Source organism: Caulobacter sp. LjRoot300 (assembly GCF_964253875.1).
In the GTDB taxonomy this organism is placed as follows: Bacteria; Pseudomonadota; Alphaproteobacteria; order Caulobacterales; family Caulobacteraceae; genus Caulobacter.
Genome location: NZ_CAXUSA020000011.1, coordinates 22922 through 48512, shown reverse-complemented (window position 1 = coordinate 48512; position 25591 = coordinate 22922). Strand labels below are relative to the sequence as shown.

The following is a 25591-nucleotide window of genomic DNA, read 5'->3' as shown; positions in this document are numbered from 1 at the left end:
AACTACCCCGCATCAGCCCAGCCATCGGATGATCGCCCAGCGCCTTGACCACGCCTGCGCGGTCGGCCTCGCTCTTGTCCTGCGACAGCTTGAAGGTCCCCTCCAACCGCTCGACGCTCAGCCGGCAACCGATGATCCCCCGCATCATTGCCTCGAAGCGGCCGGGGCTCATCTTGGCGCGGGTCCAGGGTTTCTTGGGTGAAAGCCGCGCCTCTTCCTGGGCGGAGAGGTCGTCGAGCAGGGCCACGAACTCGGCGTCGCTGAGCGGCGCGACCAGGCCCTCGGCCTCGGCCGAGACATAGTTCCAGGTCGGCACCTGGTCGGCGCTCCCGTACCAGTCGGGGCTGACATAGGCGTCCGGGCCGGTCGCCAGGGCGACGGCGCGGAAGCCCTGGACCACGTACGGCGCCAGGGCGTTGCCGCGCGACAGGTGGAAGTCCAGCGCCACCTCGCCGAAGTCGAGCTCGCGGACCACCACCGGCGCCTGGGCGACGAACGGCCGGCCGCCAACCGCCGCGGCGATGGTCACGAACGGATGGGCGCGGACGAAGGCCAGCAAGGTCTGGCGATCCTCGATCCGGAACGACTTGGCCGGATGCATCAGCCCGCCGCCCGCAGCAGGGCCACCAGCCGCGCCCGGGTCTCGCCGTCGGCGACGCCGTCGAAGCGGGCCTGCCGCCAGTGGCGCTGGAAGGCGGCGACCACCGTCTCGGTCCACTCGTCGTACCGGCCCGAGGGCGCGCAGTTGTAGCCCAGGCGGGTCAGGCCGGCCTGCAGGGCGAAGACGCCGGTCCCCTCCTCGCCCCGGCCCAGCGGCGCGCCGGGCGAGGGCGGCGGCTCGACCCACAGGCCGTGGCCGGCCTCGGCCAGCCGCTTCCAGGGGAACAGCTCGCCGGGGTCGATCTTGCGGCCAGGGGCGATGTCGGAATGGCCGATGATCCGGTCGTCGTCGATGGTCCAGCGCGAGCGGATGTCGGCCAGCAGATTGATCACCGCGGCGACCTGGGCGTCGGGGAATGGGCGGTAGCCGAACTCGTGGCCGGGATTGACGATCTCGATGCCGATCGAGGCCGAGTTGATGTCCTTGACGCCCTTCCAGAAGGCGGCCCCGGCGTGCCAGGCGCGGCGCTCCTCGGGCACCAGGCGGAAGACCCGGCCATCCTCCTCGACCATGTAGTGGGCCGAGACCTTGGCTTCCGGATCGCACAGCCGCGCCAGGGCGGCCTCGCCTGTCTCCATGCCGGTATAGTGCAGGACCACGCAGTCGGGCACGGCCTTGCGGGCGTCGAAGTTCGGCGATGGAGCGTCAATGAACGTCATTGAGAACGGTTCCTCGTCAGCATCAGCAGCGGCATCACCTGGTTCCCACGCAAGGCGATGATCAGCACCCCCACTAGCGCGAGCAGCGTGCCGAGTCCCATCCGGACGTCGAAATGATCGTGCGTGACCAGCACGCCCAGGCCAATGGTCATCAGCGGGGTCATCAGGGTGAGCGGCGCCACCAGGTTGGCGTCGTGTCGCTGGATCAGGCCGTAATAGGCGGTGTGGGCCAGGACCGAGACGATCAGGGCCGAGAACAGCAGCGCCGCCAGGAACGGCCAGCCGGCCTTCAGCGCCAGGCCCGGGCCGCCGGGCTCGGTGGCCAGGCTCAGCAGGCCCAGGGGCAGGATCGAGGTGGCGCCGACCCAGGCCTGGAACTGCAGCGGCTTGACCCCCTCGATCTGCTTCATCATCACCGCCCCCAGCGAGCCGGTGAAGGCCGAGGCGACGATGAACCACAGGCCCGGCGACAGGCTCAGGCCGTGCGGGTTCCACATCACCACGACCGCGCCGGTCAGGGTCAGGGCGATGCCCAGGCCGCGTTTCCAGCGCACCTTCTCGCCCAGCATCAGCATCGACAGGATCGTGGTGAACGGCACGCCCAGTTGGATCACCACCGCCGAGGCCGAGGGCGAGGCGGTCTTGAAGCCCATGAACAGCAGGGCGAAATTGCCCGCCCCCATCAGCAGGCCGACCACGACGATCCGCCAGGCCGGGCGGGGCGCGGGCAGCAGCCACGGCAGGGTCACGGCCGCGACGATGGCGAAGCGCACCGCCGCATAGAACAGCGGCGGCACGCCCCAGTGGGCGACCACGATCTTGGAGATGATGTTGTTGCAGGCCCAGACCAGGCAGACCAGGACCAGCACGCCGAAGTCGCGCAGGGACATGGGAGGACCGATACGCGCGGCCGGTGAAGGTTTGCAATCAAAACTGAGGAACCCCGTGCCGGGGACATGCACTTGTGCGTGTCCCCAGAAGCGGTCCCCAGAGGCGGCGTCGACGTCCGCCGGTCATGATCGCCGTGCGACGGCTGGGGACACGCACAAGTGCATGTCCCCGACGCCGCGGTTGACGTCCGGCCTAAACGGTCGTTTGCTGGTGAACAATGTTCACATACGCGAGCATCCGGACCACCGGACCGGGTGAACCTCAGGGCGGAAGCACGATGGCTATCGAGCACTTCGACGTACTGATCGTGGGCGCGGGCCTGTCGGGTGTCGGCGCGGCCTACCACCTGCAGCACGACTGCCCGAAGAAGACCTATGCCATCTTCGAGGCCCGGGACGCGATCGGCGGCACCTGGGACCTGTTCCGCTATCCCGGCATCCGCTCGGACAGCGACATGTACACCCTGGGCTACGCGTTCAAGCCGTGGCGCGAGGCGAAAGCCATCGCCGACGGCCCGTCGATCCTGCGCTATGTCCGCGAGACCGCCGACGAGAACGGCATCACCCCGCACATCCGCTTCGGCTGCAAGGTCAGGCGGGCCAGCTGGTCGTCGGAAACCGCCGCCTGGACGGTCGAGGTCGAGCACGACGGCGCGGTCCTGAAGGTCAGCTGCGGCTTCCTGTCGATGTGCAGCGGCTACTACAACTACGACGCCGGCTACACGCCCGACTTCCCGGGGACCGAGCGGTTCCAGGGCCGGATCGTCCATCCCCAGCACTGGCCGCAGGACCTGGACTACGCCGGCAAGCAGGTCGTGGTGATCGGCAGCGGCGCCACGGCCGTGACCCTGGTGCCGGAAATGGCCAAGGCCGCCGGCCACGTGATCATGCTGCAGCGCTCGCCGACCTATGTGGTCTCGCGGCCGGCCGAGGACGGGCTGGCCAACTGGCTGCGGGCCAGGCTGCCGGCCATGACCGCCTACGGGATCACCCGCTGGAAGAACGTGCTGATGCAGATGCTGTTCTTCCGGATCGCCCGCCGCAAGCCGGAGAAGACCAAGCAGCAGCTGCTGGGCCTGGTGCGTCAGCACCTGGGGCCCGACTACGACATCCAGACCCACTTCACGCCGCGCTACAACCCGTGGGACCAGCGGCTGTGCCTGGTGCCGGACGCCGACCTGTTCGACTCGATCAAGGCCGGGACCTCGTCGGTGGTCACCGACCAGATCGAGACCTTCACCGAAACTGGCCTGCTGCTGAAGTCGGGCAAGACCCTGGACGCCGACGTCATCGTCACCGCCACCGGCCTGCGCATGCAGTTGCTGGGCGAGATGGAGGTGGTGGTGGACGGCCGGAAGGTCGCCCCGCACGAGACCACCAGCTACAAGGGCATGATGTTCAGCGACGTGCCGAACCTGGCCTCGACCTTCGGCTACACCAACGCCAGCTGGACCCTGAAGGCCGACCTGACGGCGGAATATGTCTGCCGGCTGCTCAATCACATGGACCGCACGGGAACCCGGATCTGCACCCCGCGCCTGCCGCAGGGCGAGATGGAGATCGAGCCGTGGCTGGACTTCTCGTCGGGCTACGTCCAGCGCGCCCTGGCCGTCCTGCCCCGGCAGGGGGCCAAGGTCCCGTGGAAGGTGCACCAGAACTACGCCCTGGACCTGGTGGCTCTGCGCTACGGCAAGGTCGACGACGGGACGATGGAGTTCGCGAAGGCCCGGGCGCCGGCCAAGACGAAGGCCGCGGCCTAGGCTCCGCCCCCTATGGGGGCGGACAGACCGCGAAGCGGTCAGGTGGGGGCAAGTGTTCGCGGGCACAGTCTCTCGTCCTCACGCGGACAGCCGCTGAGCTGAAGGAAAGGGACACGGAGCGCCGGACATCGTCCGGAGTGTTCAAGCCGGGGACGTGCTCTCACGGCAAGGCGTCGCGGATCGATCCACGGGCTCAGGGTGAGTGCATGTCCCCAACCGCATCCACGGCGTCATGGGGCTTCGACACCGGACTCAGCGGGTCCGTTGGGGACACGCACTCACAGCCGGCGCCCTGCAACCTAGCCGGCGCCCTGCCGTGAGAGCGCGTCCCCGGCCGCGACCGCCAACCGCCGCCCCATCCGGGGGCGAATGCGAGCTCGAGCCAAGCGGACGTTCAGACGTCCGAGTTAGCGACCTGCGACCAGCCAGAAGATGCAGCTCATAATCGTCGCCGTCACCAAGGCACCCGCTGCCAAGGAGAGACTTAGCGTCGGCGAAATTGCCGCCGCCGCGGCGACTCCCCCGCTGAGCACAACAGTGGCCAATCGTTTCGCCTCAGGCCATTTCCTCGACCTTGTTATCAAAAGCGCGGGCAGAGCGCCGATGAACACCCCCGCAAACGCAGCCGATGACCAGATCAGCGCTGCAATGATCGCCCATCCAGGTGATTCAAAGGAGTCGGCCACAGCTCTGCCGAAGGCGGGCGAGGTCATCGCCAGGTCGACGAAATAGCCGGTCAGAACCACCACAAGCGCGCCGCAGAGCGCGCTGGCAACCATGCCAAGGACGACCCGTGCTGCCGGCATCATTGATAAGCCCCTAGTGCCGTCATTCGCTCGCATCCTCGCAAGGTGGCACGTCTGCGAAGCTTCAGCATCCGGTCGAAAGCCCGCCTGCCAAACACTTCCGACGCCTACGCCTCGTCCTCGAACCCCTCGTCGTCCTCCACCGGCGCGGCCTTGACCGGTGGCCCGCCCTTGCGCGCCACGAACCGCAGGGCGGTATGAGTCTTGGAGAACGCGCAGACCTTGGTGTCGACCAGACCCCGTTCGCGGGCGGCGGCCAGGATCTCGGCGTCCTTCAGCGGCGCGCCCTTGCCCTTCTGGGCGACGATCCAGATCGCGCCCTTGGCCGCGAGCCCGCCGGCCAGGTCTTCGAGCTGATCGAAGTCGGCGAGATCCTCGACGCCCAGGAACAGCAGGTCGATGTCCTCGTAGGCCTCGACGGGTTCGACCCGCGTCGACAGCTCGTCCAGAAATTCGGCGTCGTCGATCGCCTCGACCACCACCGTCTGGCCGGGCTTGACGCCCAGCTTGTCCAGCCGGCCGGGCGGGTTCTGGATGGCGTGCAGCCACTTGTCGGCCTGGCCCGGCTCCAGGGTGAAGCGGGTGCCGTCGCTGAGCACCAGGTCGTCGCCCTCGACCCGCAGGTCGCGCAGGGCGTGACCCTGGAAGATGCCGCGCACCGCGCCGCGGAAGATCAGCTTGGGCGGCTCCCACAGCAGCTTGCCGTCGCTCTCGCCGTCCGCCAGCTGGCCCCAGACGCCCTTGGCCTCCTTGCCCATCACGACCCCCGGAAGTTGGGTTGGCGCTTCTCGAGGATGGCGTCGACGCCCTCCATGTGGTCGTCGGTGTGGTGGGCGATGGCCTGGGCCGTGGCGCTCATCTCCATCAGGGTGTCGTAGCTGGCGGTCTGGCCGTGCTTGAGCAGGCTCTTGGCCATCCGCAGGGCGTGGGGCGGCTGCTGGGCGATCCGCGTGGCCAGGGCCAGGGCCTCGTCCATCAGGGTTTCGGCGGGCACGGCCTTGCTGACCAGCCCCCACTCGGCCGCCTTGGCCGCGTCGATGACGTCGCCGGTGAACAAGAGCTCGGCGGCGCGGCTCATGCCGATCGTGCGCGGCATCAGCCAGGCCCCGCCGTCGCCGGGGATCAGGCCCAGCTTCAGGAAGGTCACCCCGAACTTCGCCGTATCGGCGGCGATGCGGATGTCGGTCATGCAGGCCACGTCGCAGCCCAGGCCGATGGCCGCGCCGTTCACCGCCGCGATCGACGGGACCTCCAGGCCGTAGATGGCCCGCACGATGCGGTGGATGTTCTTGCGGTAGCCGTCGCGGACCTTGACGCCATTGCCGCCGAACGCCCCTTCCCGCGCCTTCATCGCCTTGACGTCGCCGCCGGCCGAAAAGGCCCGGCCCGCGCCAGTCAGGATCACGCAGCGGATGTCCTGGTCGTCGTTGATCGCCTCGCACGCGGCCGTCACCTGGTCGCCGTCGCCGGGCGCGCCCAGGGCGTTCATCGCGTCCGGCCGGTTGAGGGTGAGGATCGCGACGTGGCCGCGCTTCTCGGTCAGGATCAGGGGGTCTTGCGACATGCGGGCGGCTCCTGTGTTTGGCTCTGCATAGCGCAAATCCCGCAGGGAGAGGCAAGAGACCAACGCTCGTCGGACGATGTTCTGCAAATCAAGGTTAATCCCTGACTTCGTTCAGAACCGACAAGACTCGGCGCTTCTTTTCGTGATCACACACAACACCTGGAAGATCTTGCGGGGTGAGAACAAGACGCAACAGCAGGCCTGCGACATTTTAGACAAGCTGAGCCGTAAAAACCGTTAGCGTGGAAGAGAATCATAGGTTTCTACTAAGCCCAGGGACGATTTTGAAAAGCGGTGGCGTGCAGTGCTCATGTCCCACAGACATGCTTTGATCATCGAGGACGAAATCCTCATCGCGATGGAGGTCGAGGCCTTGCTTGGCGAGCAGGGATTCGACAGCTTCGATATCGCGGAAAGCCCGCAGGAGGCGCTGGATTGCGCCTTGCGGCGTCCGCCTGACCTGATCACGGCCGACTATCGCATCGTCGGGGGCACGGGCGTGGAGGCGGTCACCGCGATCCTGGCCCGGCTGGGGCCGATCCCCGTCGTCTATGTGACCGGCAACGCCGACCAGCTGGGCGCGCGCACCCGAGCCGTCGTCGACAAGCCGATCTCGCCCCACCGCCTGGCCGAGGCCTGCGCCATGGTCCAGAGCGCGGCCTAGGCGTCCTCGCGACAGACGCTATGCTGGCGGCCCGCAGGGAGCCGCCCATGATCGTCGACACGCTCGAAGCGCTCGAAGCGCTGTACACGCCGGCCCCCGCCCCGGCCTCGACCGTCAAGGTCGCCGACCGCATCACCCCGCACTATCGGGCCCTGATCGAGGCCTCGCCGTTCCTGGCCCTAGCCACCGCCGGCCCCGAGGGCCTGGACTGCAGCCCGCGCGGCGACCGGCCGGGCTTCGTCCGCATCGCCGACGACCGCACGCTGATCCTGCCCGACCGGCGCGGCAACAACCGCATCGACAGCCTGCGCAACGTGGTGCGCGACCCGCGGGTGGCGCTGATGTTCCTGATCCCCGGCTCGGGCACGACGTTCCGGGTCAACGGCCGGGCGGCGGTCAGCGCCGATCCCGACCTGCTGGCCAGCTTCGCGGTCGATGGCAAGGCGCCGCGCACCTGCCTGGTGGTCACCGTGGTCGAGGCCTATTTCCAGTGCGCCCGGGCCATCGTCCGCTCGGGCCTGTGGGCGGCCGAGCGGCAGGTCGATCCTGACGCCCTGCCCTCGCCCGGCTCGATGTTGGCGGCGATCAGCGAGGACACGGTCGGCGGCGCGGAGTACGACCGGGCCTGGCCCGAGCGCGCGGCGGCCAGCCTGTGGTGACACGGGCCGCAGGAGGCCGCGCCGGATTGCACACAGCCATCGACCGACGATCCCAGGAGTTCAAGCATGACCGTTTCGCGCCGCGCCGGGCTCCTGTCGGCCTTCCTTCTGCCGAGCGTCTTGACGGCCACGACGGCGACTGGCGCGGCCTTGGCCCAGGAGGGAAAGCCGCGCGAGGTCGTCAGCACCATCAGCAGCGGGTATTTCGACGACTATCTGATGCTGGCGGTCGATGGGAAGGCAAAGACCCTGTCGGGCTACTACAACGACGGAAAATGCCGGTTCATCTTCCGCGACGCGCTGTCTCCCACGGAATTGTACCAGCGCAGCGAACTGGGCGAGGCCTATGTCGTGGACTCATGGGACCCGGACCATCCGGACCGTCACTTCACCACCACGCTCTATTCAAAGACGCCGAACGGCTATCGCAACCAGCTTACGCTGGAGCCCGGGTCGAGGGACGAGAACCGCCCGAAGGCTTGCCGCAACCGGATCTCGCTCGACCGTTCAAGCTGGGTAAGCGAGTCCTTCTACGACGTGGCCGTGGTGCGAAAGCGCGGCGCCCGGGTTTTCACGATCGCGCGCGCGGGTGAGAAGCCGACGCCGGCGCCGCGCAAGGACCGACTTCCGCCTCCGGGCACAGGCGTCTGGATAGACAGGACCTATTCCGCGGCGTTTTCGCCCAAGGGCTTTGTCCGCCTCAACTGGTACGATCCGCCCGGAACGCCCCATGGCGGCTATGTCCGCCAGGAGGATCTCTACCCTTCGCAGCCCCTTCCCCAACGCGACGGCGGGGACGAGGCCGTCCAATAACGAAAGCGGCCTCGCCCGGGTGGGGCGAGGCCGCTTGAAACACATCGAGTCGGGTCGGGTCGAAAGACCCTCAGTCGTCGCGGTGAACCCGTTCCCGGCGTTCGTGGCGTTCCTGGGCTTCCAGGCTGAGCGTCGCGGTGGGCCGCGCGTCCAGTCTCGCCAAACCGATCGGCTCGCCGGTCTCTTCGCAATAGCCGTAGGAACCGTCCTCGACCCGCCGCAACGCCTGGTCGATCTTGGAGATGAGTTTTCTCTGACGATCCCGGGTCCGAAGTTCCAGCGCCCGGTCAGTTTCCGACGACGCGCGATCGGCGAGGTCGGCATGGTTTTCAGTTTCAGCTTGCAGATGGGAGACCGTCTCGCGAGATTCGCGGAGGATCTCTTCTTTCCATGCCAGGAGCTTCTGCTTGAAATACTCAAGCTGACGCTCGTTCATGAAAGGCTCGTCGTCCGAAGGACGATACGAGTCTGGTACCTTAAGAACAGTGGCCGTTTGCATTAACGCCTCACGCCCCGATGAACTCCGCCCTGGTCAGGCCGGGTGCTTATACCAAAACGATAGCCCGGTTCAATGAACGTCGCATGAGCGCGACATTCAGCGCCGTGCATGGATGACACGATTCTGGGGATACTCGGTGAACCACGTTCTTCAACATGCGGTTTCATAAGCCTTCTCAACCCAGCCGCGCCTGCTCGAGCTTGGCCGCCTCGACCGCCGCGCGGGTCTCGATCTCGTTGAGGATCGCCTCCAGCGTGGGATCGTCGGTGGCCTCGCGATGCTCGCGCACGGCGCTCTTCAGTCGCGACAGCGTGCCGGTCGAGACCTCGCCGTCCAGGGTGGCCAGCTTCAGGGCGTCCAGCAGGTCCAGCAGGCCGCCGGCCCGCTTGACCGCCCGGCGCTTGCGCTCCGTCGGATCCAGGTCGGCCTGCAGGGCCAACAAAGCGTCCAGCGAGCCGATCCCGGCCACGCCGCCCGCCTGGGCCACGCCGCTGGCGGCGCTGGCGCCCCCGACCGAAGGCAGGGAAAAGCCCGATCCGCCGCCCGCCGGTTTGGCCCGCGATGCGCCAATCGCGCCTGCGCCTCCCGTGCTGGAAACCTTCATGACGAAACGCTGCTCCGAGGACGAAACGAGGGAGTCACCCCTCTCCGTTAACCACATCTTGCGGAGCGGCGCTTGCGGTATGGTTAATGCCGGGCAGAATCTGCCGAAGCGGAATGTCGCAGGCGGGAAATCACCGCCCGCCGACTGATTTCATTGAGCTTTTTCGAGGTCCGGAGCTGGCCCGGTTCTGGCATGGGACGGCGCGGGGATGCCACCCCGCCGCAGGATCGCCATGTCTCGTTCATTCTTTGCTTCCCTCGTGGGCCTCGCCCTCGCCGCCGTCGCCCTGGTCGCCCCCCTGGCCGTCGCCTCCTCGGCCGACGCCAAGTCGCGGATCAAGGACATCGTCTCCTTCGAGGGCGTGCGCGACAACCAGCTGGTCGGCTACGGCATCGTCGTGGGCCTGAACGGCTCGGGCGACAGCCTGCGCAACGCGCCGATGACCAAGCAGAGCCTGGAGGCCATGCTCGAGCGCCAGGGCGTCAACGTCCGCGACGGCAACCTCAACACCAAGAACACCGCCGCCGTCATGGTCACCGCCAACCTGCCGCCGTTCTCGGCGGCCGGCGCGCGCATGGACGTGACGGTCTCGACCCTCGGCGACGCCAAGAGCCTACTGGGCGGCACCCTGCTGGTCACCTCGCTGCAGGGCGCCGACGGTCAGACCTATGCGGTGGCGCAGGGCTCGGTGCAGACCGGCTCGGTCTCGGCCGGCGGGGCTTCGGGCAGCTCGGTCACCAAGGGCGTCCCGACCGCGGGCCGGATCGCCGCCGGCGGCATCATCGAAAAGGAGACCGGCTTCCAGATGGTGAACATGGACGTGCTGCGCATGACCCTGCGCAACCCGGACTTCACCACCTCGCGCCGCATCGCCGACGCCATCAACCAGCGCTTCGCCAACTGCGCCCAGGCCCAGAACCCGACCATCGTCGCGGTCCGTCCGCCGGCCGGCATGGACATGATCAGCTTCGTCACCGCCATCGAGAACCTGGAGGTCGAGCCCGACGCCCCGGCCAAGGTGATCATCGACGAGGTGGCCGGCGTGATCGTCATGGGCGACGACGTCCGCATCAGCCAGGTGGCGATCGCCCAGGGCAACCTGACCATCTCGGTCCAGGAGACCCCGGCCGTCAGCCAGCCAGCCCCGTTCAGCCAGGGCCGCACCGCCGTGGTTCCGCAATCGACCGTCAGCGTCAACGAGGAGACCGGCAAGAAGCTGCTGACCCTGGGCGGCGGCGCTTCGCTCAAGAGCCTGGTGGGCGGCCTCAACGCCCTGGGCGTCACGCCGCGCGACATGATCTCGATCCTGCAGGCCATCAAGGCCTCGGGCGCCCTGCAAGCCGACATCGAGGTGATGTGATGAGCTTCTCCGCGATCGCCACGCCCGCCCTCGACACGGTCGGCCCCACCGCCGCCTCGACCGCCGAACTGCTCAAGCGCGGCAAGATCCGCGAGACGGCCCAGAAGTTCGAGGCCTCTTTCCTGTCGGTGATGATGCAGTCGATGACCGCCGGCATGAAGACGCCGGAGGTCGGCGGCGGCGGGACCGGCGAGGACATGTTCAAGTCCCTTCTGGCCGAGGAGATGGCCAAGCAGGTCTCCAGGGCCGGCGGCGTCGGCGTGGCCGCCGCCGTCCAGAAGGAAATGCTGAAGATGCAAGGTCTGAAGGAGTAGCCCGCATGGCCCTCACCGCCACCGATTGCGACGACCGCGTCGAACAGCTGATCATCCTGACCGAGCGTCTGACCGACCTGATCGCCAGGCAGTCGTCCGCCTTCGAGGCCCGCCGGCCGCACGAGGCGGCGCAGCATGTCGACGAGGTGGCCAAGCTGGCCAATCTCTACCGCCACGAGTCGACCCGGGTGCGGGGCAATGTCGCCCTGGTGGCCGGCGCCAGTCTCCAGCGTCGCCAGCGCCTGGTGCGCGCCACCGAGGCTTTCGACGCCGTCCTGGCCCGCCAGGGCCGCGCGGTCACCGCCGCCAAGACCGTCACCGAGGGCCTGGTCCGCGCCATCGCCGCGGAAGTCGCCGAACAGCGGCCCACTGCGTCCGGGTACGGCCCCGGGGCGCAGGGCGCGGCCTATCGGCAGAACGGCACCGCGATCACGCTGAACCAGCGGGCCTAGCGACCTCCCCGACAATGGACGCCAGTGAATAGCTGGTGCTGCGTCCGCCACCCCCGTCCTTCACGAGCGCGCCGCGCTCTACGAGATCGCGAAGATCACGCAGCGCGGTGTCCGGCGAGGACTTGGTCAGCGCGACCCATTTGGCGTTGGTCAGCTTGCCTTCGAAGCCATCCAGAAGCCGGTTCAGGACCTTGCGCTGGCGTTCGTTGAACGCCTGGCCTTCCATCGCCTTCCAGAAGCGCGCCTTGCGGAGCACGTCGGCCAGAATGCGCTCCGCGCCTTCGAATGCACGGTCGAGACAGGCTAGAAACCAGAGCAGCCAAGACGTGATATCCTGGCCTCCCTTCTGCGTGTCTTCCAAGATGTCGTAATAGGCGGTTCGCTCGGCGCGGATCTGGGCGGACATGCTGTAGAAGCGCTGAGCGCCGCCCTCCGACCGGGTGAGCGCCATGTCGGCGATCGCGCGCGCGATCCGTCCGTTGCCGTCATCGAAGGGGTGAAGGGTGACGAACCAGAGATGGGCGAGTGCGGCTTTCAGAACCGGGTCGATCGGGGCGGCGCCGTTAAACCAGTCCAGGAATGTCGCCATCTCGTCGTCCAGGCGATCAGCGGCTGGAGCTTCGTAGTGGACGCGCTCGCGACCATAAGGTCCGGAGACGACTTGCATCGGTCCCGACGCATCGTCTCGCCAGGCGCCGACGATGATCCGAGCCATTCCGCTGCGCCCTGTGGGGAAGAGAGCGGCGTGCCAGGCAAACAATCGCTCGGCGGTTAACGGGGCTTGGAAATTCCGCGTGGCGTCGAGCATCATCTCGACGACGCCTTCGACATCGCGATCGGCTGGCGTCAAGGCGCCAACCTCGATCCCCAGGCGTCGCGCGATGGACGATCGCACCTGCTCTCGATCCAGGATCTCGCCCTCGATCTCGCTGGATTTCAGAACGTCCTGGGTCAGGGTTTCAAGCGTGGCTTCGGCCTGCAGTTTGAAGCCCAGGCCTTCCATGCGAGCGGCGAACCGTCCCTGGCGACGGCTTACCGCGGCCAAACGGTCCGCGACGCGCTTGCCGTCCCATTCGAGCAGGGGCCAGTCGTCCAGTTCGTGAATATATCCGGGCATTCACCGCACCTCGTGCGGTGAATGTGCGCCTTGCGGGCTGCGTAAGCAAGTTCAATCGCCGCACGATATGCGGCGATTGAGAATCTATTCGCCGCATCGCGACTTGGCGACGAAGGCCTCAGGCCTCGACCGCGATCGGCGCAACCCTCGCCGCCCGCTTCCGCCGCTTCAGGCTCCCCGTCGGGTTGCCCCAGAAGGTCACCACCGCCAGCGTGCCCAGCAGGGTCAGGGTCAGGCCCGACACCGTCATCACCAGCCGGTAGGGCAGGCCGCCCACCTTGGCCGCGTGCAGCGGGTAGTCGAGGTTGGCGATCCGCGAGCCCCGCGGCAGGCCCTGGGCGTCGCGGTCGGCGACCATCCGGCCGGTCGCCGGGTCGAACCAGGCCATGGTGCGGCCGTTGGGCAGCCATTCGGCCTGCTGGCGCAGGCGCACGCTGATCAGCCCGCCCGGCTTGACCGGCAGGCCGAGGGTGCGGACCTCGGCGCCGGGATAGCGGGCCTGGGCCTGGGCGATCACCGCGGTCCAGTCCAGGTCCCTGGCCAGCTTGCCGCCCTTGATCTTCGGCGGGGCCGAGGCGGCCTTCATCGTCGCCGCCGACGAGAACGGCGCCCGGATCGCGTCGGAGAACCATTTCAGGTTCATCGCCGCCCCGGTGGTCAGGGACAGGACCAGCAGCGGCGCCACCAGCGCGCCCAGGTCGCGATGGTGATGGACGATGGCCGCCCGCTTCATCATCCGCGGCCAGGGCCGAACGTGGAACATCCGCCGGGTCGGCCACCACAGCCACAGGCCCGTGCCCACGAAGCCCAGTCCGGCCAGGCCGGCGATCCCGCCGACGATCTCGCCCGCGTCGCCGTTGAACAGGTGGTGGTGGAAGTCGAACAGCCAGATCTCCGGCCGGGCCCAGTTGGAGGTCCAGCTCTGGACGATCGCGCCGTCCTGGTCGGCATAGGCCCCCCTCTCGTTCTTGTTGGGTTCGCCTTTGTAGGCCAGCTTGTGCAGGCCCAGGCGCTGGCTGGCCAGCACGATCGAGCGCGGGCGGTCCTTGGCCGCGAAGATCCGCGTCACGGCCGCGCCCAGGGCAGCGGCGTCCTGGCGCTGGATGTCGGCGGCGTGCGGCACGGTGGCGCGCAGGAAGGCGTCCTCGTGCACCAGCAGCGCGCCGGACAGGCCCAGCAGGGCCAGCAGCAGGCCGATCAGCCCGCCGGTCCACCGATGGATGAGGCGGACGATCTTCATCAGAAGCGCGCTTCCCAGCCCAGCGTCGCCGTCCGGCCGCGCCCGGCGAAATAGCGGTCCACCGCCGGCGCCGTGGTGTCGGAATTGTACGAGATGTACTGGCTGTCGAAGAGGTTCTGGACGCCCAGCGACAGCGCGCCCATCGGCAGCTTGTAGCGGACGAAGGCGTCGGCCAGGGTGTAGCCGGCGAAGTTATCCTTCACCAAGGCGTCCTGCATGTCGCGCCTGATGTAGGACTGGATCTGGACGCGCAGGCCCCATTTGTCGCCCTGGTAGTCGGCGGCCAGGTTCAGGCGGTCGGGCGAGATGTTGGCGCCGTCCAGGTCGGTGTCGACCTTGTTGTCCTTGTCGGTGTCGGTCCGGCCCTTCAGGTGGGCGTAGCCGGCCGAGACGACCAGACCGGGCACCGGCGTGCGGGCCTTGACGTTGGCCTCGAGGCCCTCGATCTCGATCCGCTGGCGCTGGACGTCGTAGACGGCCCCAGCGTTCCTGACCAGCAGTTGGCCCAGCTTCGAAGTCGACCAGAAATAGCTGAGGCTGGCGTCGAACGGACCGCGCTTCAGTTCGGCGCCGACCTCGCGGTTGTTCGACACGATCGGCGCGATATTCACATAGGTGTCGACGTCCTTGCCCGCCTCGGTGATGCCGCGCAGAATCCGACCGACATCCGGCACGGTGTAGCCCTCGGCATAGCTGCCGTAGAAACGCAGGCCCTTCTGAGGCTCGACCACGATCCCCCCATTGACCAGGGTCGCCTTGAAGTCGGGATTGCCGCCGGCGACCTTGCGCGAACCGTAGAAGGCCAGGGTGGTGAAGTCGTCGACCTTCAGCTCGACGTTCTCGAAGCGCACGCCGCCGGCGAAGTGCACCTTGTCGTCCAGCAGCGAGAGGTTGCCCTGCACGAACGGCGCGACGCTCTGGAACTTGGTCGGCGGCACCCAGGCGCGACCGGTCTCGATCAGCAGCTGTTCGGTGCGGTCGTTGATGGCGTCCACGCCCACCGTTCCGGTCAGGCCCTCGATCCCCGGAACCGCCCGCTCGTAGCTGACCCGCGCGCCCAGCTTGCGCGAGCGGTTCGACGACTGGTCGAACAACGTGCCCTTGGGCGCGATGGCCACGTCCTGGAAGGCGTCGTTGACGTCGCCGCCGAAGGTGTCGCGCGAGCGGTTGAAGAACAGCTGGGCGATCAGGTTGCCGCCCGCCAGGTCGGTGTTGGTCAGCGAGGCCGACACCGTCTCGACCCGGTTGGCCGCCGGCTCGCCCGGCTGGACGCCGCGGAAGCTGGTGGTCGGCAGGTGCGCGACGCGGTTGCCGTTGGTCGGCGGATTGGGCCGCGTGTCCTTGATGATCGTGGTGGTGACGAAGTCGCCGTCGCCCTTCAGCTCGAAGCGGTTGGCCACCACGTCCAGGCGGGTATTGTCGCCCAGCTGCCAGCCCAGGCGGGTGAAGAACGACAGGGCCTTGGAATCTTGGACGTCGCCCTGGGTGTTGTCCATGCCCAGGCGCCGGCCCTCGGCGTCGTAATAGGCGCCGCGCGCGTCGTAGGCGACGCCGGCCGTGGCGTCGAACGCGCCGCCGCGCCAGGCCACTAGGCCCGCCACCTTGCCGCCGACGCTGTCGCCCAGGTCGTGGCCGGCCGTGACCTGGGCCAGGACCTTGCCGCTGACGCCGTCCGCGCGGGGCGGGCCGACCGTAACCTGGTTGACCACGCCGCCGGTGGCGCCGATGCCCTGCAGGGCGTTCGAGCCGTAGATCACCTCGACGCGGTCGATGAAGAACGAATCGATCGTATAGCCGTCGCGCGAGCCGTCGCGGATCGGGGTCGATTGCGGGATGCCGTTGATGGCGTACAGCGGCGAGCGGCCGCGCAGGGTCTCGCCGGCCCCCGACAGCTTCTGGCGGGTGGGCGAGAACGACGGCGACAGGGTCGAGACGGCGTCGACGATCGAGCCGCCGATGCCGACCTGCTGCGACAGGGCCTCGGAATCGATGACGTCGACGGTCAGCGGCAGGGCGCTGGCCGGCAGGATGGTGCGGGCGGCGGTGACCACCAGTTGATCCACGTCCGTCGCCTCGGCCTTGTCCTCGGCATGGACGGCGGTGGCGGCGGCCAGGGCCAGCAGGCTGAGGCCCGCCAGGGCGGCGGCGCGAGAGCCCTTGGTTGAGATGGTCCGCATGATGATCGACGCCCGACAGTTCAAACTGAGGCGCCGTATAGCTGCTGTTGAGAGTGATTAGCAATAACTCAGGACGCGTACGTCATCCGGGCCGCAGCGTGATCCGCCGTTCCACGCCCACCGCGTCGAGGAAGTCCTCGTCATGGCTGGCGATCAGCAGGGCGCCGTCATAGCCGGCCAGGGCGTTTTCCACCGCCTCGACGGAGTCGAGGTCCAGGTGGTTGGTCGGCTCGTCCAGGATCAGCAGCTGCGGCGGGTCGGCCGCCATCAGCACGCAGGCCAGGGCCGCGCGCAGGCGCTCGCCGCCGCTGAGGGTGGCCACCGCCTGATGGGCCGCGACGTTGCGGAACAGGAACCGGGCCAGGGCGGCGTGGGCCTCGTTGGCGCCGGCGGCCGGGTTCAGGCGGCGGAAGTTCTCCAGGATGGTCTGGGTCTCGTCCAGCACCGCGACCCGCTGGTCCAGCAAGGCCGCCCGCACGCCGCGGGTCACCGTCCCCGCCGTCGGCTCCAGGCCGCCGGCCGCCAGCCGGATCAGGGTCGACTTGCCCGCCCCGTTGCCGCCGACCAGGGCCACCCGCTCGGGTCCCGCCAGGCGGAAGCTCAGGTCCGTCAGCACCGGCGGTCCGTCCGGGTAAGCGAAGCCGACGGCGTCGAAGTCCAGCACGATCCGCCCGGCGGGCAGGCCGCAGGACGGCAGGTCGAAGGCCAGGCGGCGCAGGCGCTCGACCCGGGCGTCGGCGGCCTCGCGGGCCTGGGCGGCGTCCTGGGCGGCGCGGTCGGCCAGCCTTCCATCGCACGCGCCGGTGTTCTCGGCCCGCTCGGCCTGGGCCCCCAGCAGGATCTTCGGCTCGCTGCCCTTGGCCGCGAACCGGCGGCCGGCGGCGTCGCGGCGCGCCTTGCGCTCGCGGGCGACCTGGGCCTCGCGGGCCGCCTGGCGCACCTGGCGCTCGGCCGCCTCCAGGTCGTGCTCGGCGGCGGCCACGGCCTGGGCCTTGCGCTCGGCATAGAGGTCGTAGCCGCCGCCGTAGCTGGTGGAGCCCAGGCTGGACAGCTCGACGATCCGGTCCATGCCGCGCAGCAGGGCGCGATCGTGGCTGACCACCACCGCCCCGCCCTTCCAGCGCCGCAGCACGTCGGCCAGCAGGCTGCGGGCGGCGGCGTCGAGGTTGTTGGTCGGCTCGTCCAGCAGGATGACGTCCGGCGCGGCGACCAGCAGGCCGGCCAGGGCCGCGCGGGTCATCTGGCCGCCGCTGAGGGTGGCGGCGGGCGCGGACGCGTCCCGGCGCGACAGCCCGACCTCGCCCAGGGCGGCGGCGACCCGGCCCGGCAGGGTCCAGTCGGCCTCGATGAGATCCTCCTCAAGGGTCTCCGGGCTCCCCTCCTCCGCCTCGATGCGGCACAGCCGGTCCCAGGCGGGTCCGACGCCCAGCAGGTCGGCCAGGCGCGCGCCCGGCGGCGGGGCGTGCAGCTGGGGCAGGACCCCGACCACGCCGGCGCGGCTGACCGTTCCCGAAGCGGGCGCGGCGATCCCGGCGATCAGCGACAGCAGCGTGGACTTGCCCACGCCGTTGCGGCCGACCAGGCCGATGCGCTCGGCCCCGATCGTCAGGTTCAGATTGTCGAAGAGAACGCGGCCGTCAGGCGTGTCGGCGCGAACGGAATCCAGGGTGATGAAGGCGGGCATGGGAAACCATGGTCAGGGCAGCGGAAAGGGCGAAACGGTCGTCCATCGCAATGTCCATGGCAGCCTCCATCGGTCGGCCCGGGCTTTCGGGCACGGACCTTCTAGGCGATCGACCGGCGTTCGGCAAGTTTCGATGCAACCGAGGATCGGGCGCAAGGATCGGGTGTCGGCCTCCCGGAGAAGGGGTCACAACAGGCTCCTGAACAGGAGAGTCCCATGTCCTTCACCGTTTCCAGCCTGCCGATCGAACCCTTCGCGCCGCTGTTCGCCCTCGACGACGCGGCCCTGGCCAAGCGCGGCATGCTTCGCGTGGTCGCCGACGCGCCGTTCGCCTTCCCCTGCCGCGTCACCCTGGACGACGCCGCGACGGGCGAGACCCTGATCCTGCTGAACCACGAGCACCAGACGGCCGACACCCCGTTCCGCTCGCGCTACGCCATCTATGTGCGCGAGGCCGCGCAGGCGCCGACCTCGACCACCGACGTCCTGCCTCCGGCCCTGCGCCGCCGGCTGCTGTCGCTGCGGGCGTTCGACGCGGCCGGCATGTTGCGCGACGCCGACGTCGTCGAGGGCGCGGCGGCCGAGCCGGTGATCGAACGGATGCTGGCCGATCCTGGCGTGGCCTATCTGCACGCCCACTACGCCAAGCCCGGCTGCTATGCCGCGCGGATCGACCGCGCCGCCTAAAAGCTGAGCACGCCCAGGTCGACGATGATCTTGAAGGCCCAGATGGTGCAGGCGACGCAGACCGCCAGGGTGATGACGTCGTCGATCTCGGAACGCTGGCGCGCGACCTTGCCGGCGCCCTTGCCGGCCTTGCCCTTGGCGGGCGTCTTCGCCTCGTTTTTCGCCGCCGCCTTGGCCACGTCCGTCGTCCCCCGTCCGGCGCGCCCGACGCGCGATCCCGTCCGGCCATAGACATCGCGGGTGCTGAAGGCCGCGCTTCCAAAGGCGGTTTATTGTTGGTGAACGGCGTAACCTTCGCCCGTTTCGCCGCGAACTGATCCTCGACCACCAACGAGGACGCCGCCATGACCGGAACGACGATGCGCAAGACAGCCTGGGCCAGCCTGACGGCCGGCGCGGCTCTGGCGGTCGCCGTGGGGGCCTGGACCAGCGCGGGCGCGGGGGGCACGGCCCAGCGTCCGGTGGTGCTGGAGCTGTTCCAGAGCCAGGGCTGCTCGTCCTGCCCGCCGGCCAACGCCAACCTCAACGCCATCGCCGACCGGCCGGACGTGCTGGCCCTGAGCTTCGGCGTCACCTACTGGGACCAGCTCGGTTGGAAGGATACCTTCGCCAAGCCGGCCTACACTGACCGCCAGAGGGCCTATGCCCGCGGCCTGGGCGCCCAGCTGGGCACGCCGCAGATGGTGGTCGAGGGCCGCGAGGACCTGATCGGCGTCGACGCCCGCGAGGTGGACCTGGCCCTGCGCCGCGCCCGTCCGGCCATGGACGCGACGGTGACCCTGTCGCCCGGCCGGGTCGAGATCGGGGCCGGCCGCGCGCCCAGGGCCGGGGCCGACGTCTGGCTGGTGCGCTACGATCCGCGCGTCCGGCAGGTGGCGATCCAGCGCGGCGAAAACAACGGCAAGACCCTGCCCCACCGCGACGTGGTGGTGGAGCTGACCCGCCTGGGCGGTTGGAGCGGCGCCCCGGTCGGCTTCGCCGCCAAGCCGCCGGCCGACCCGGCCCTGCGTACGGCGGTGCTGGTCCAGGCCAGGAACGGCGGCCCGATCCTGGCCGCGGCGCGGCTCTGAAGCGTTGCTGAGCTCCTACTGACACCTGATGTCAGCAGTCTGCCGCCACCTGGCGCCATCGCGGCATTTGTTCGCACCTTGTTCTTGTGTTAATCGGCGTTCCGAGCCCTACATATAGCCGTCTCGCCGTGACTCCCCTCACGGCCTCACGCGTTCCGGAAAACATGGCTGAACAACTGAACTTCATCCGCGTGCGCGGCGCGCGGGAGCACAATCTCAAGGACGTCAGCGTCGACATCCCGCGGGGCGAGCTCGTCGTGCTGACCGGCCTGTCGGGCTCGGGCAAGAGCTCGCTGGCGTTCGACACCATCTACGCCGAGGGCCAGCGCCGCTACGTCGAGAGCCTGTCGGCCTACGCCCGCCAGTTCCTGGAACTGATGAGCAAGCCGGACGTCGACCTGATCGAGGGCCTGTCCCCGGCCATTTCGATCGAGCAGAAGACCACCTCGCGCAACCCGCGCTCGACGGTGGGCACGGTCACCGAGATCCACGACTACATGCGCCTGCTGTGGGCCCGGGTCGGGGTGCCCTACAGCCCCGCCACCGGCCTGCCAATCGAGAGCCAGACCATCAGCCAGATGGTCGACAAGATCACCGCCCTGCCCGAAGGCACGCGCCTCTACCTGCTGGCTCCCGTGGTCCGCGACCGCAAGGGCGAGTACCGCAAGGAGATCGCCGAGTGGCAGAAGGCCGGCTTCCAGCGGCTGAAGATCGACGGCGAGTTCTATCCGATCGAGGACGCCCCGGTCCTGGACAAGAAGTTCAAGCACGACATCGACGTGGTCGTGGACCGCATCGTCACCAAGGCCGGCATGGAACAGCGCCTGGCCGACTCGATCGAGCAGGCGCTGCGTCTGGCCGATGGCCTCGCGGTCGCCGAATGGGCGAATGTCGAGGAAGGCGAGAAGGAGCCGCGCCGGCTGCTGTTCTCCGAACGCTTCGCCTGCCCGGTCAGCGGCTTCACGATCGCCGAGATCGAGCCGCGACTGTTCTCGTTCAACAATCCGGCGGGCGCCTGTCCGGCCTGCGACGGCCTGGGCGCCAAGCTGGCCTTCGACGCCGACCTAGTCATTCCGGACAAGGACAAGAGCCTGCACAAGGGGGCGGTGGCCCCGTGGTCGCGCGGCCCTTCGCCGCTCTACACCCAGACCCTGCAGGCCCTGGCCCGCCACTACGGCTTCTCGATGGACGAGCCCTGGCACAAGCTGCCGGAGAGCGCCCGCCAGGTGGTGCTGCAAGGCTCCAAGGGCGAGAAGATCAAGTTCACCTACGACGACAACGCCCGCAAGTACGAGGTGGCCAAGCCCTTCGAGGGCGTGCTGCCGAACCTTGAGCGCCGCTGGCGCGAGACGGACTCCTCGTGGGTCCGCGAGGAGCTGGGCCGCTACCAGTCCAACACCCCCTGCGAGGTCTGCCACGGCAAGCGCCTGAAGCCCGAGGCCCTGGCGGTCAAGATCCACGGCCAGGACATCGCCGCCGTCTCGAACCTGGCCATCCGCCCGGCCCGCGACTGGTTCACGGCGCTGGAAGGCCACCTCTCCGACAAGCAGATGGAGATCGCCCGGCGGATCCTGAAGGAGATCAACGACCGCCTGCGGTTCCTGGTCGACGTCGGGCTCGATTACCTGAACCTGTCGCGCGGTTCGGGCACCCTGTCGGGCGGCGAGAGCCAGCGCATCCGCCTGGCCAGCCAGATCGGCTCGGGCCTGACCGGCGTGCTCTACGTGCTGGACGAGCCGTCGATCGGCCTGCACCAGCGCGACAACACCCGGCTGCTGCAGTCGCTGCAGGGCCTGCGCGACCTGGGCAATTCGGTGCTGGTGGTCGAGCACGACGAGGAGGCCATCCTCACCGCCGACTATGTGATCGACATGGGTCCGGCGGCGGGCGTGCACGGCGGCGAGATCGTGGCCGAGGGCAAGCCGGCCGACATCATGGCCAATCCCAGGAGCATCACCGGCCAGTACCTGACCGGCGTCCGCGAGATCGAGGTGCCCGAACAGCGCCGCCCGATCAGCAAGAAGAAGATGCTCCGCGTCGTCGGCGCCTCCGGCAACAACCTGAAGGGCGTGACCGGCGAGATCCCGGTCGGCACCTTCACCTGCATCACCGGCGTGTCGGGCGGCGGCAAGTCGACCTTCACGATCGAGACCCTGTACAAGGCCGCCGCGCGCCGCCTGAACAACGCCAGCGACGCCCCGGCTTCGCACGAGCGGATCGAGGGGCTGGAGAACTTCGACAAGGTCATCGACATCGACCAGAGCCCGATCGGCCGCACCCCGCGCTCGAACCCGGCCACCTATACCGGCGCCTTCGGGCCGATCCGCGACTGGTTCGCCCAACTGCCGGAGAGCAAGGCGCGCGGCTACGGCCCCGGCCGCTTCAGCTTCAACGTCAAGGGCGGCCGCTGCGAGGCCTGCCAGGGCGACGGCCTGATCAAGATCGAGATGCACTTCCTGCCCGACGTCTACGTCACCTGCGACGTCTGCAAGGGCCAACGCTACAACCGCGAGACCCTGGACATCCTGTTCAAGGGCAAGACCATCGCCGACGTGCTGGACATGACGGTCGAGGAGGCCGCCGACTTCTTCAAGGCGGTGCCGCCGATCCGCGACAAGATGGAGACCCTCAAGCGCGTGGGCCTCAGCTACATCAAGGTCGGCCAGCAGGCCACGACCCTGTCCGGTGGCGAAGCGCAACGGGTAAAGCTGTCCAAGGAGCTCAGCAAGCGCGCCACCGGCCGCACGCTGTACATCCTCGACGAGCCGACCACCGGCCTGCACTTCGAGGACACCAAGAAGCTGCTGGAAGTGCTGCACGAGCTGGTCGACCAGGGCAACACCGTGGTGGTCATCGAGCACAATCTCGACGTGGTGAAGACCGCCGACTGGCTGCTGGACTTCGGCCCCGAGGGCGGCGACGGCGGCGGCGAGATCGTCGCCGTGGGCTCGCCCCAGGACGTGGCCCAGGTCGAGGCCAGCTGGACCGGCCGCTACCTCAAGGACGTCCTGGCCCGCCACGAGGACCGGCGGCTGGAGCGGGTGGCGGCGCTGAAGGCGGCCAAGCGGGCCTGAGCCCGGCGGGGCGAGGCGGCGAACCGCTTCGCCCCGGCTTTGGCTAGCTGAACACCTCGGCCTGGTTTTCGGGCCGGGTGTCGACGATCTGGCGGTAGACGGCGGCGGCGGGCGCGTACATCACCGCGTTCAGCACCCCGCCCATCGCGCCGGCCAGCACCAGATAGACGATGCGCGCCGGGCTGAGATAGGCCGCCAGCGACGTCATCTCGGGCTGGGCGATCTCGCTCATCGCCCGGCCGACATCGCCGCCGGAGAAGGCGAAGGTGATGGCGAAGTACAGCGTCATCATCACCATGTAGATCGGCAGCATCAGCACCACGGTCAGGCCGTAGCAGCCCAGCAGCCGCCAGAAGCGCCCCTTGGTCAGCCGCCAGGACTCGAACACCCGCAGGCGGCGCTCGGCGAAGGTCATGACGCCGGCCAGCGACAGCCGGACGGCGAAGAACACCAGACCGGCGATGACCAGCAGATAGCCGAGCAGCACCACCAGGACGATGCCGGCCATGGCTCCGGCGTTGGGCTCGGCCCCGGCTTGCCCCAGGTTGGCGCCGACGCCGATCGCCACGCCCAATAGGCCCACGGGGATCATCAAGGCGACTGTCAGGACCGTGAACACCACCCCCATGATCACCGACAACAGGACCAGCCTCAACTCGTCGCCGCCCAGCCGCAGCCGGGTCAACGGCGACTCGGCCGGCCGCAGGATCGCGCGGTAGACGGCCGCGCCCATGATCGAGGCGATCAGGATCGCGCCGCCGATCGCAATGAGTTCGCCGACGAGGAAGCCCGTCAGCGCCTCGGGCGTCATGGTGGCGCCCTTGGCCGCCCCGCCCATGAAACGGCCGAACCCGGAGGCGATCATCGCCGCCACCAGCGCCACGCTGGCGACCAGGCTGAAGACCGCCCAGATCGCGATCGTCCTGGGCTCGCGGCGAACCAGGCGAAAGCCCTCGAACGCGGCTTCCGTCACCTTGAATTGCATTGCAGCCCCCTTGAAACCAGACCGCATCCTCGCGTTGCGGTCACGGGATGGCAAGGGGCCGGGGCGCGACCGCCTAGTCGAACACGGCGGCCTGGTCGGCGACGGGATCGCCGACCAATTGTCGGTGGATATAGGCCGACGGCGCGATCTGGAGCACCAGGGCCAACCCCGTCAGCAGGCCCTGGAAGAGGACGTTCACCAGCACGGCGGGCTTGACCACCGCCTTCAGCGCGACGGCCAGGGAAGGATCGTACATCATGGAGATGTCCAGCTTCAGCGCGTTGATGGTCATGGTCAGCAGATAGCCGCCCACGCCTGCGACCACCGCGGCCATCAGCAGCGCGACGAGGAAGACGCCGAAGATCTTCCACGACCGTTCCCGGGTCAGCCGCCATGAGGCCATGAACCGCATCCGCCCGTCCCGAACCGTCATCGGCCCAGCCAAGGAGAGGCGGCTCGTCAAGGCGAGACCCAGGATCACGCCCGGAATCACGACGGTGAATAGGACGCCGTTCTTCCAGCCTCCCTCCAGGCGAGCGGTCGAGGTGATCACCCCCGCGACGCCGGCCGCCAGGATGGCGACGAGCAACGGCACGAAGACGACCAGGGACAGGACGAACAGCCGCAGTTCGTCGCCGCCGATCCTGATCCGGCCGCCGCGCGAGACGGCGGCCGCTATGATCGAAATCACCAACAAGGACACCAGCAGATTGACCATGGTGGTCGTCGTGTTGATCACCGACACCGAGCCCGACTGCGTGAAGGCCGGGACCATGAAGTGGCTGCCCACCACTGTGGTCACCCGGCCCGCGAAGGCGGCCACCGCGCCGAGCAGCGCCACGGCCAGCGTCGCCAACGGACGATGTCGCAGCAGGTCCACGCCCGCCACGACGGCCCGGCCGAACGCGAAGTCCCTCATGGAACAGCCCCTAGACGAACGCGTCCGAAACGTCGCGGCCCTTCAGCTGGGCGTAGATGGTGGGGGCCGGGGCGAAGACGATCAGCGAGACCAGCACCGACATCAGGCCTGACAGCAGCGCGCGGATGACGCCCGACACCGAGAACAGCTCCTGCAGGGTGGTGGCCTCGCCGCGCAGGGTGTCGCCGGCCGCGGCCAGGCCGCCGCCCATGGCCATGCTGCCGATGGTGGTGACGGCGTAAATCATTACGAGCAGCAGCAGATAGACGACCACCGCCAGGACCGTGGCGATCAGATAGGTCCCGAACAGCTGCCAGAACCGGCCCTTGGTCATGTCCCAGGAGGCTCGCAGGTCGATCCGCCTGGTGTCGAACGCCAGGGTGCTGACGAACGACAGGCGCACCGACAGCAGCACCAGGCCGGCCAGCAGGGCCAGGCCGGCCAGCAGGCCCAGCAGCACGCCCAGGCCCGCGCCGCCGATCGCCCCGCCGATCGTTCCCAGCAACGCCACGATCACCACCCCGACGAAATAGGCGCCGAACAGCACCAGATAGAGCAGCACCTGCACCGCGGCCTGGCGCAGTTCGTCGGCGCCGAGCCGCAGATAGGCCCCCGCCCCGTCGCCCGGCCGCAGGATCACGCGGTTGACCGCGGCCAGCAGCACCGAATTGGTGATCAGCACATAGACCATCGAGCCCAGGAACAACGGCCACAGGCCGCTCATCGCCGCCAGGGTGGTCTTCGGGTCGGGATCGCCTTCGACGGCCGCGGTCAAGGCGGTCAGCTTGTCGCCGAAGGTCGAGACCGCGACGATGGCGACGGCGAACGACAGGACGGCCATGATCGCGGCCCAGACCGCCACCGCCCCGGGCTTCTCGCGCGCCGCCCGAAAGCCGGCCAGCGCCGCGTCCGTGGCCGAAAACTGATCCATCG

Annotated in this window: 25 protein-coding genes and 1 pseudogene; 10 read left to right on the top strand and 16 right to left on the bottom strand. The window is 68.8% G+C overall.

The window, feature by feature from the left end; all coding sequences use genetic code 11:
- The 3 genes from ACSQ2G_RS23125 to ACSQ2G_RS23115 form a co-directional block, all read right to left on the bottom strand.
- Nucleotides 1-601: FMN-binding negative transcriptional regulator (locus ACSQ2G_RS23125; RefSeq protein WP_436034715.1), on the bottom strand; the 601-nt coding region annotated here is incomplete at its 3' end.
- A complete protein-coding gene (locus ACSQ2G_RS23120) occupies nt 601-1320 on the bottom strand; it encodes an N-acetylmuramoyl-L-alanine amidase (protein WP_436034714.1) in 720 nt (239 codons plus the stop codon). The genes ACSQ2G_RS23120 and ACSQ2G_RS23125, both read right to left, overlap by 1 nt.
- Nucleotides 1317-2210, bottom strand: coding sequence for a DMT family transporter (locus ACSQ2G_RS23115; protein ID WP_436034713.1), 894 nt, complete (start codon nt 2208-2210; stop codon nt 1317-1319). The genes ACSQ2G_RS23120 and ACSQ2G_RS23115 overlap by 4 nt, the downstream gene beginning before the upstream one ends.
- 278 nt (nt 2211-2488) lie before the next feature.
- On the opposite strand from ACSQ2G_RS23115, the pseudogene ACSQ2G_RS23110 reads away from it, so the two are divergent.
- Nucleotides 2489-3983 (top strand): annotated as a pseudogene (locus ACSQ2G_RS23110) (flavin-containing monooxygenase); the annotation flags it as partial.
- 394 nt (nt 3984-4377) lie between these two features.
- Here the strand turns inward: ACSQ2G_RS23110 and ACSQ2G_RS23105 are convergent.
- From ACSQ2G_RS23105 to ACSQ2G_RS23095, 3 genes are all read right to left on the bottom strand, one after another.
- Nucleotides 4378-4779: a hypothetical protein gene (locus ACSQ2G_RS23105; RefSeq protein WP_436034712.1), complete on the bottom strand. Its 402-nt coding sequence runs from the start codon at nt 4777-4779 to the stop codon at nt 4378-4380.
- Between the two features lie 104 nt (nt 4780-4883).
- On the bottom strand, nt 4884-5534 hold the full coding sequence (locus ACSQ2G_RS23100; RefSeq protein WP_436034711.1) for a DUF3052 domain-containing protein: 651 nt from the start codon (nt 5532-5534) through the stop codon (nt 4884-4886).
- Nucleotides 5534-6340 carry a crotonase/enoyl-CoA hydratase family protein gene (locus ACSQ2G_RS23095; RefSeq protein ID WP_436034710.1) on the bottom strand — a complete coding sequence of 269 codons (807 nt, stop codon included), beginning with the start codon at nt 6338-6340 and terminating at the stop codon, nt 5534-5536. Before ACSQ2G_RS23095 ends, ACSQ2G_RS23100 begins: the two co-directional genes overlap by 1 nt.
- 310 nt (nt 6341-6650) lie before the next feature.
- On the opposite strand from ACSQ2G_RS23095, the gene ACSQ2G_RS23090 reads away from it, so the two are divergent.
- The 3 genes from ACSQ2G_RS23090 (at nt 6651) to ACSQ2G_RS23080 (ending at nt 8476) form a co-directional block, all read left to right on the top strand.
- On the top strand, nt 6651-7004 hold the full coding sequence (locus tag ACSQ2G_RS23090; RefSeq protein ID WP_035078630.1) for a response regulator: 354 nt from the start codon (nt 6651-6653) through the stop codon (nt 7002-7004).
- 47 nt (nt 7005-7051) lie between these two features.
- Nucleotides 7052-7663, top strand: a complete 612-nt coding sequence (locus ACSQ2G_RS23085; RefSeq protein WP_436034709.1) for a pyridoxamine 5'-phosphate oxidase family protein — start codon at nt 7052-7054, stop codon at nt 7661-7663.
- Between the two features lie 66 nt (nt 7664-7729).
- Nucleotides 7730-8476: a hypothetical protein gene (locus ACSQ2G_RS23080; RefSeq protein WP_436034708.1), complete on the top strand. Its 747-nt coding sequence runs from the start codon at nt 7730-7732 to the stop codon at nt 8474-8476.
- Between the two features lie 70 nt (nt 8477-8546).
- Here ACSQ2G_RS23080 and dksA read toward each other — a convergent pair whose 3' ends face one another.
- Together dksA and fliX are read right to left on the bottom strand one after the other, a co-directional pair.
- Nucleotides 8547-8975: an RNA polymerase-binding protein DksA gene (gene dksA, locus ACSQ2G_RS23075; RefSeq protein ID WP_012287706.1), complete on the bottom strand. Its 429-nt coding sequence runs from the start codon at nt 8973-8975 to the stop codon at nt 8547-8549.
- A gap of 175 nt (nt 8976-9150) precedes the next feature.
- Nucleotides 9151-9579, bottom strand: a complete 429-nt coding sequence (gene fliX / locus ACSQ2G_RS23070; protein ID WP_436034707.1) for a flagellar assembly regulator FliX — start codon at nt 9577-9579, stop codon at nt 9151-9153.
- A 232-nt stretch (nt 9580-9811) separates the two neighbouring features.
- On the opposite strand from fliX, the gene ACSQ2G_RS23065 reads away from it, so the two are divergent.
- From ACSQ2G_RS23065 to ACSQ2G_RS23055, 3 genes are read left to right on the top strand one after another with little or no spacing between them, the layout of a single operon-like run.
- Nucleotides 9812-10939 carry a flagellar basal body P-ring protein FlgI gene (locus tag ACSQ2G_RS23065; RefSeq protein ID WP_436034706.1) on the top strand — a complete coding sequence of 376 codons (1128 nt, stop codon included), beginning with the start codon at nt 9812-9814 and terminating at the stop codon, nt 10937-10939.
- Complete coding sequence (locus ACSQ2G_RS23060) at nt 10939-11253, top strand: rod-binding protein (protein WP_436034705.1); 315 nt, start codon at nt 10939-10941, stop codon at nt 11251-11253. Before ACSQ2G_RS23065 ends, ACSQ2G_RS23060 begins: the two co-directional genes overlap by 1 nt.
- A gap of 5 nt (nt 11254-11258) precedes the next feature.
- Nucleotides 11259-11705 (top strand): flagellar basal body protein, encoded by a 447-nt coding sequence (locus ACSQ2G_RS23055; protein WP_436034704.1) that lies wholly within the window; start codon nt 11259-11261, stop codon nt 11703-11705.
- Here the strand turns inward: ACSQ2G_RS23055 and ACSQ2G_RS23050 are convergent.
- From ACSQ2G_RS23050 to ACSQ2G_RS23035, 4 genes are all read right to left on the bottom strand, one after another.
- Nucleotides 11683-12822 carry a Fic family protein gene (locus ACSQ2G_RS23050; protein ID WP_436034703.1) on the bottom strand — a complete coding sequence of 380 codons (1140 nt, stop codon included), beginning with the start codon at nt 12820-12822 and terminating at the stop codon, nt 11683-11685. The two genes, ACSQ2G_RS23055 and ACSQ2G_RS23050, sit on opposite strands and share 23 nt — an antisense overlap.
- Before the next feature lie 118 nt (nt 12823-12940).
- Nucleotides 12941-14062, bottom strand: coding sequence for a PepSY-associated TM helix domain-containing protein (locus tag ACSQ2G_RS23045; protein ID WP_436034702.1), 1122 nt, complete (start codon nt 14060-14062; stop codon nt 12941-12943).
- Nucleotides 14062-16239, bottom strand: a complete 2178-nt coding sequence (locus tag ACSQ2G_RS23040) for a TonB-dependent receptor (protein ID WP_436034701.1) — start codon at nt 16237-16239, stop codon at nt 14062-14064. The genes ACSQ2G_RS23045 and ACSQ2G_RS23040 overlap by 1 nt, the downstream gene beginning before the upstream one ends.
- 82 nt (nt 16240-16321) lie before the next feature.
- The gene (locus ACSQ2G_RS23035) at nt 16322-17923 is read right to left on the bottom strand and encodes an ABC-F family ATP-binding cassette domain-containing protein (RefSeq protein ID WP_436034700.1); all 1602 of its coding nucleotides are present in this window, start codon (nt 17921-17923) and stop codon (nt 16322-16324) included.
- 216 nt (nt 17924-18139) lie between these two features.
- On the opposite strand from ACSQ2G_RS23035, the gene ACSQ2G_RS23030 reads away from it, so the two are divergent.
- Nucleotides 18140-18610, top strand: coding sequence for a DUF1203 domain-containing protein (locus ACSQ2G_RS23030; RefSeq protein WP_436034699.1), 471 nt, complete (start codon nt 18140-18142; stop codon nt 18608-18610).
- On the opposite strand, the gene ACSQ2G_RS23025 is transcribed toward ACSQ2G_RS23030, so the two are convergent.
- Nucleotides 18607-18789 (bottom strand): hypothetical protein, encoded by a 183-nt coding sequence (locus tag ACSQ2G_RS23025; protein WP_436034698.1) that lies wholly within the window; start codon nt 18787-18789, stop codon nt 18607-18609. The two genes, ACSQ2G_RS23030 and ACSQ2G_RS23025, sit on opposite strands and share 4 nt — an antisense overlap.
- Nucleotides 18790-18954: 165 nt before the next feature.
- Between ACSQ2G_RS23025 and ACSQ2G_RS23020 the strand changes: the two genes are divergently transcribed.
- Both ACSQ2G_RS23020 and uvrA read left to right on the top strand, forming a co-directional pair.
- Nucleotides 18955-19680, top strand: coding sequence for a DUF1223 domain-containing protein (locus ACSQ2G_RS23020; protein ID WP_436034697.1), 726 nt, complete (start codon nt 18955-18957; stop codon nt 19678-19680).
- A gap of 164 nt (nt 19681-19844) precedes the next feature.
- Entirely contained in the window at nt 19845-22754 is a 2910-nt protein-coding gene (gene uvrA / locus ACSQ2G_RS23015; RefSeq protein WP_436034696.1) for an excinuclease ABC subunit UvrA, read from the top strand.
- A gap of 43 nt (nt 22755-22797) precedes the next feature.
- Here the strand turns inward: uvrA and ACSQ2G_RS23010 are convergent, their stop codons facing one another.
- The 3 genes from ACSQ2G_RS23010 to ACSQ2G_RS23000 all read right to left on the bottom strand — a co-directional run bounded on the left by ACSQ2G_RS23010 (nt 22798) and on the right by ACSQ2G_RS23000 (nt 25589).
- Nucleotides 22798-23739 carry a hypothetical protein gene (locus ACSQ2G_RS23010; protein ID WP_436034695.1) on the bottom strand — a complete coding sequence of 314 codons (942 nt, stop codon included), beginning with the start codon at nt 23737-23739 and terminating at the stop codon, nt 22798-22800.
- 73 nt (nt 23740-23812) lie between these two features.
- Nucleotides 23813-24658, bottom strand: a complete 846-nt coding sequence (locus tag ACSQ2G_RS23005; RefSeq protein ID WP_436034694.1) for a hypothetical protein — start codon at nt 24656-24658, stop codon at nt 23813-23815.
- A gap of 10 nt (nt 24659-24668) precedes the next feature.
- Nucleotides 24669-25589: a hypothetical protein gene (locus ACSQ2G_RS23000; RefSeq protein WP_436034693.1), complete on the bottom strand. Its 921-nt coding sequence runs from the start codon at nt 25587-25589 to the stop codon at nt 24669-24671.
- Between the last annotated feature and the right edge of the window lie 2 nt (nt 25590-25591).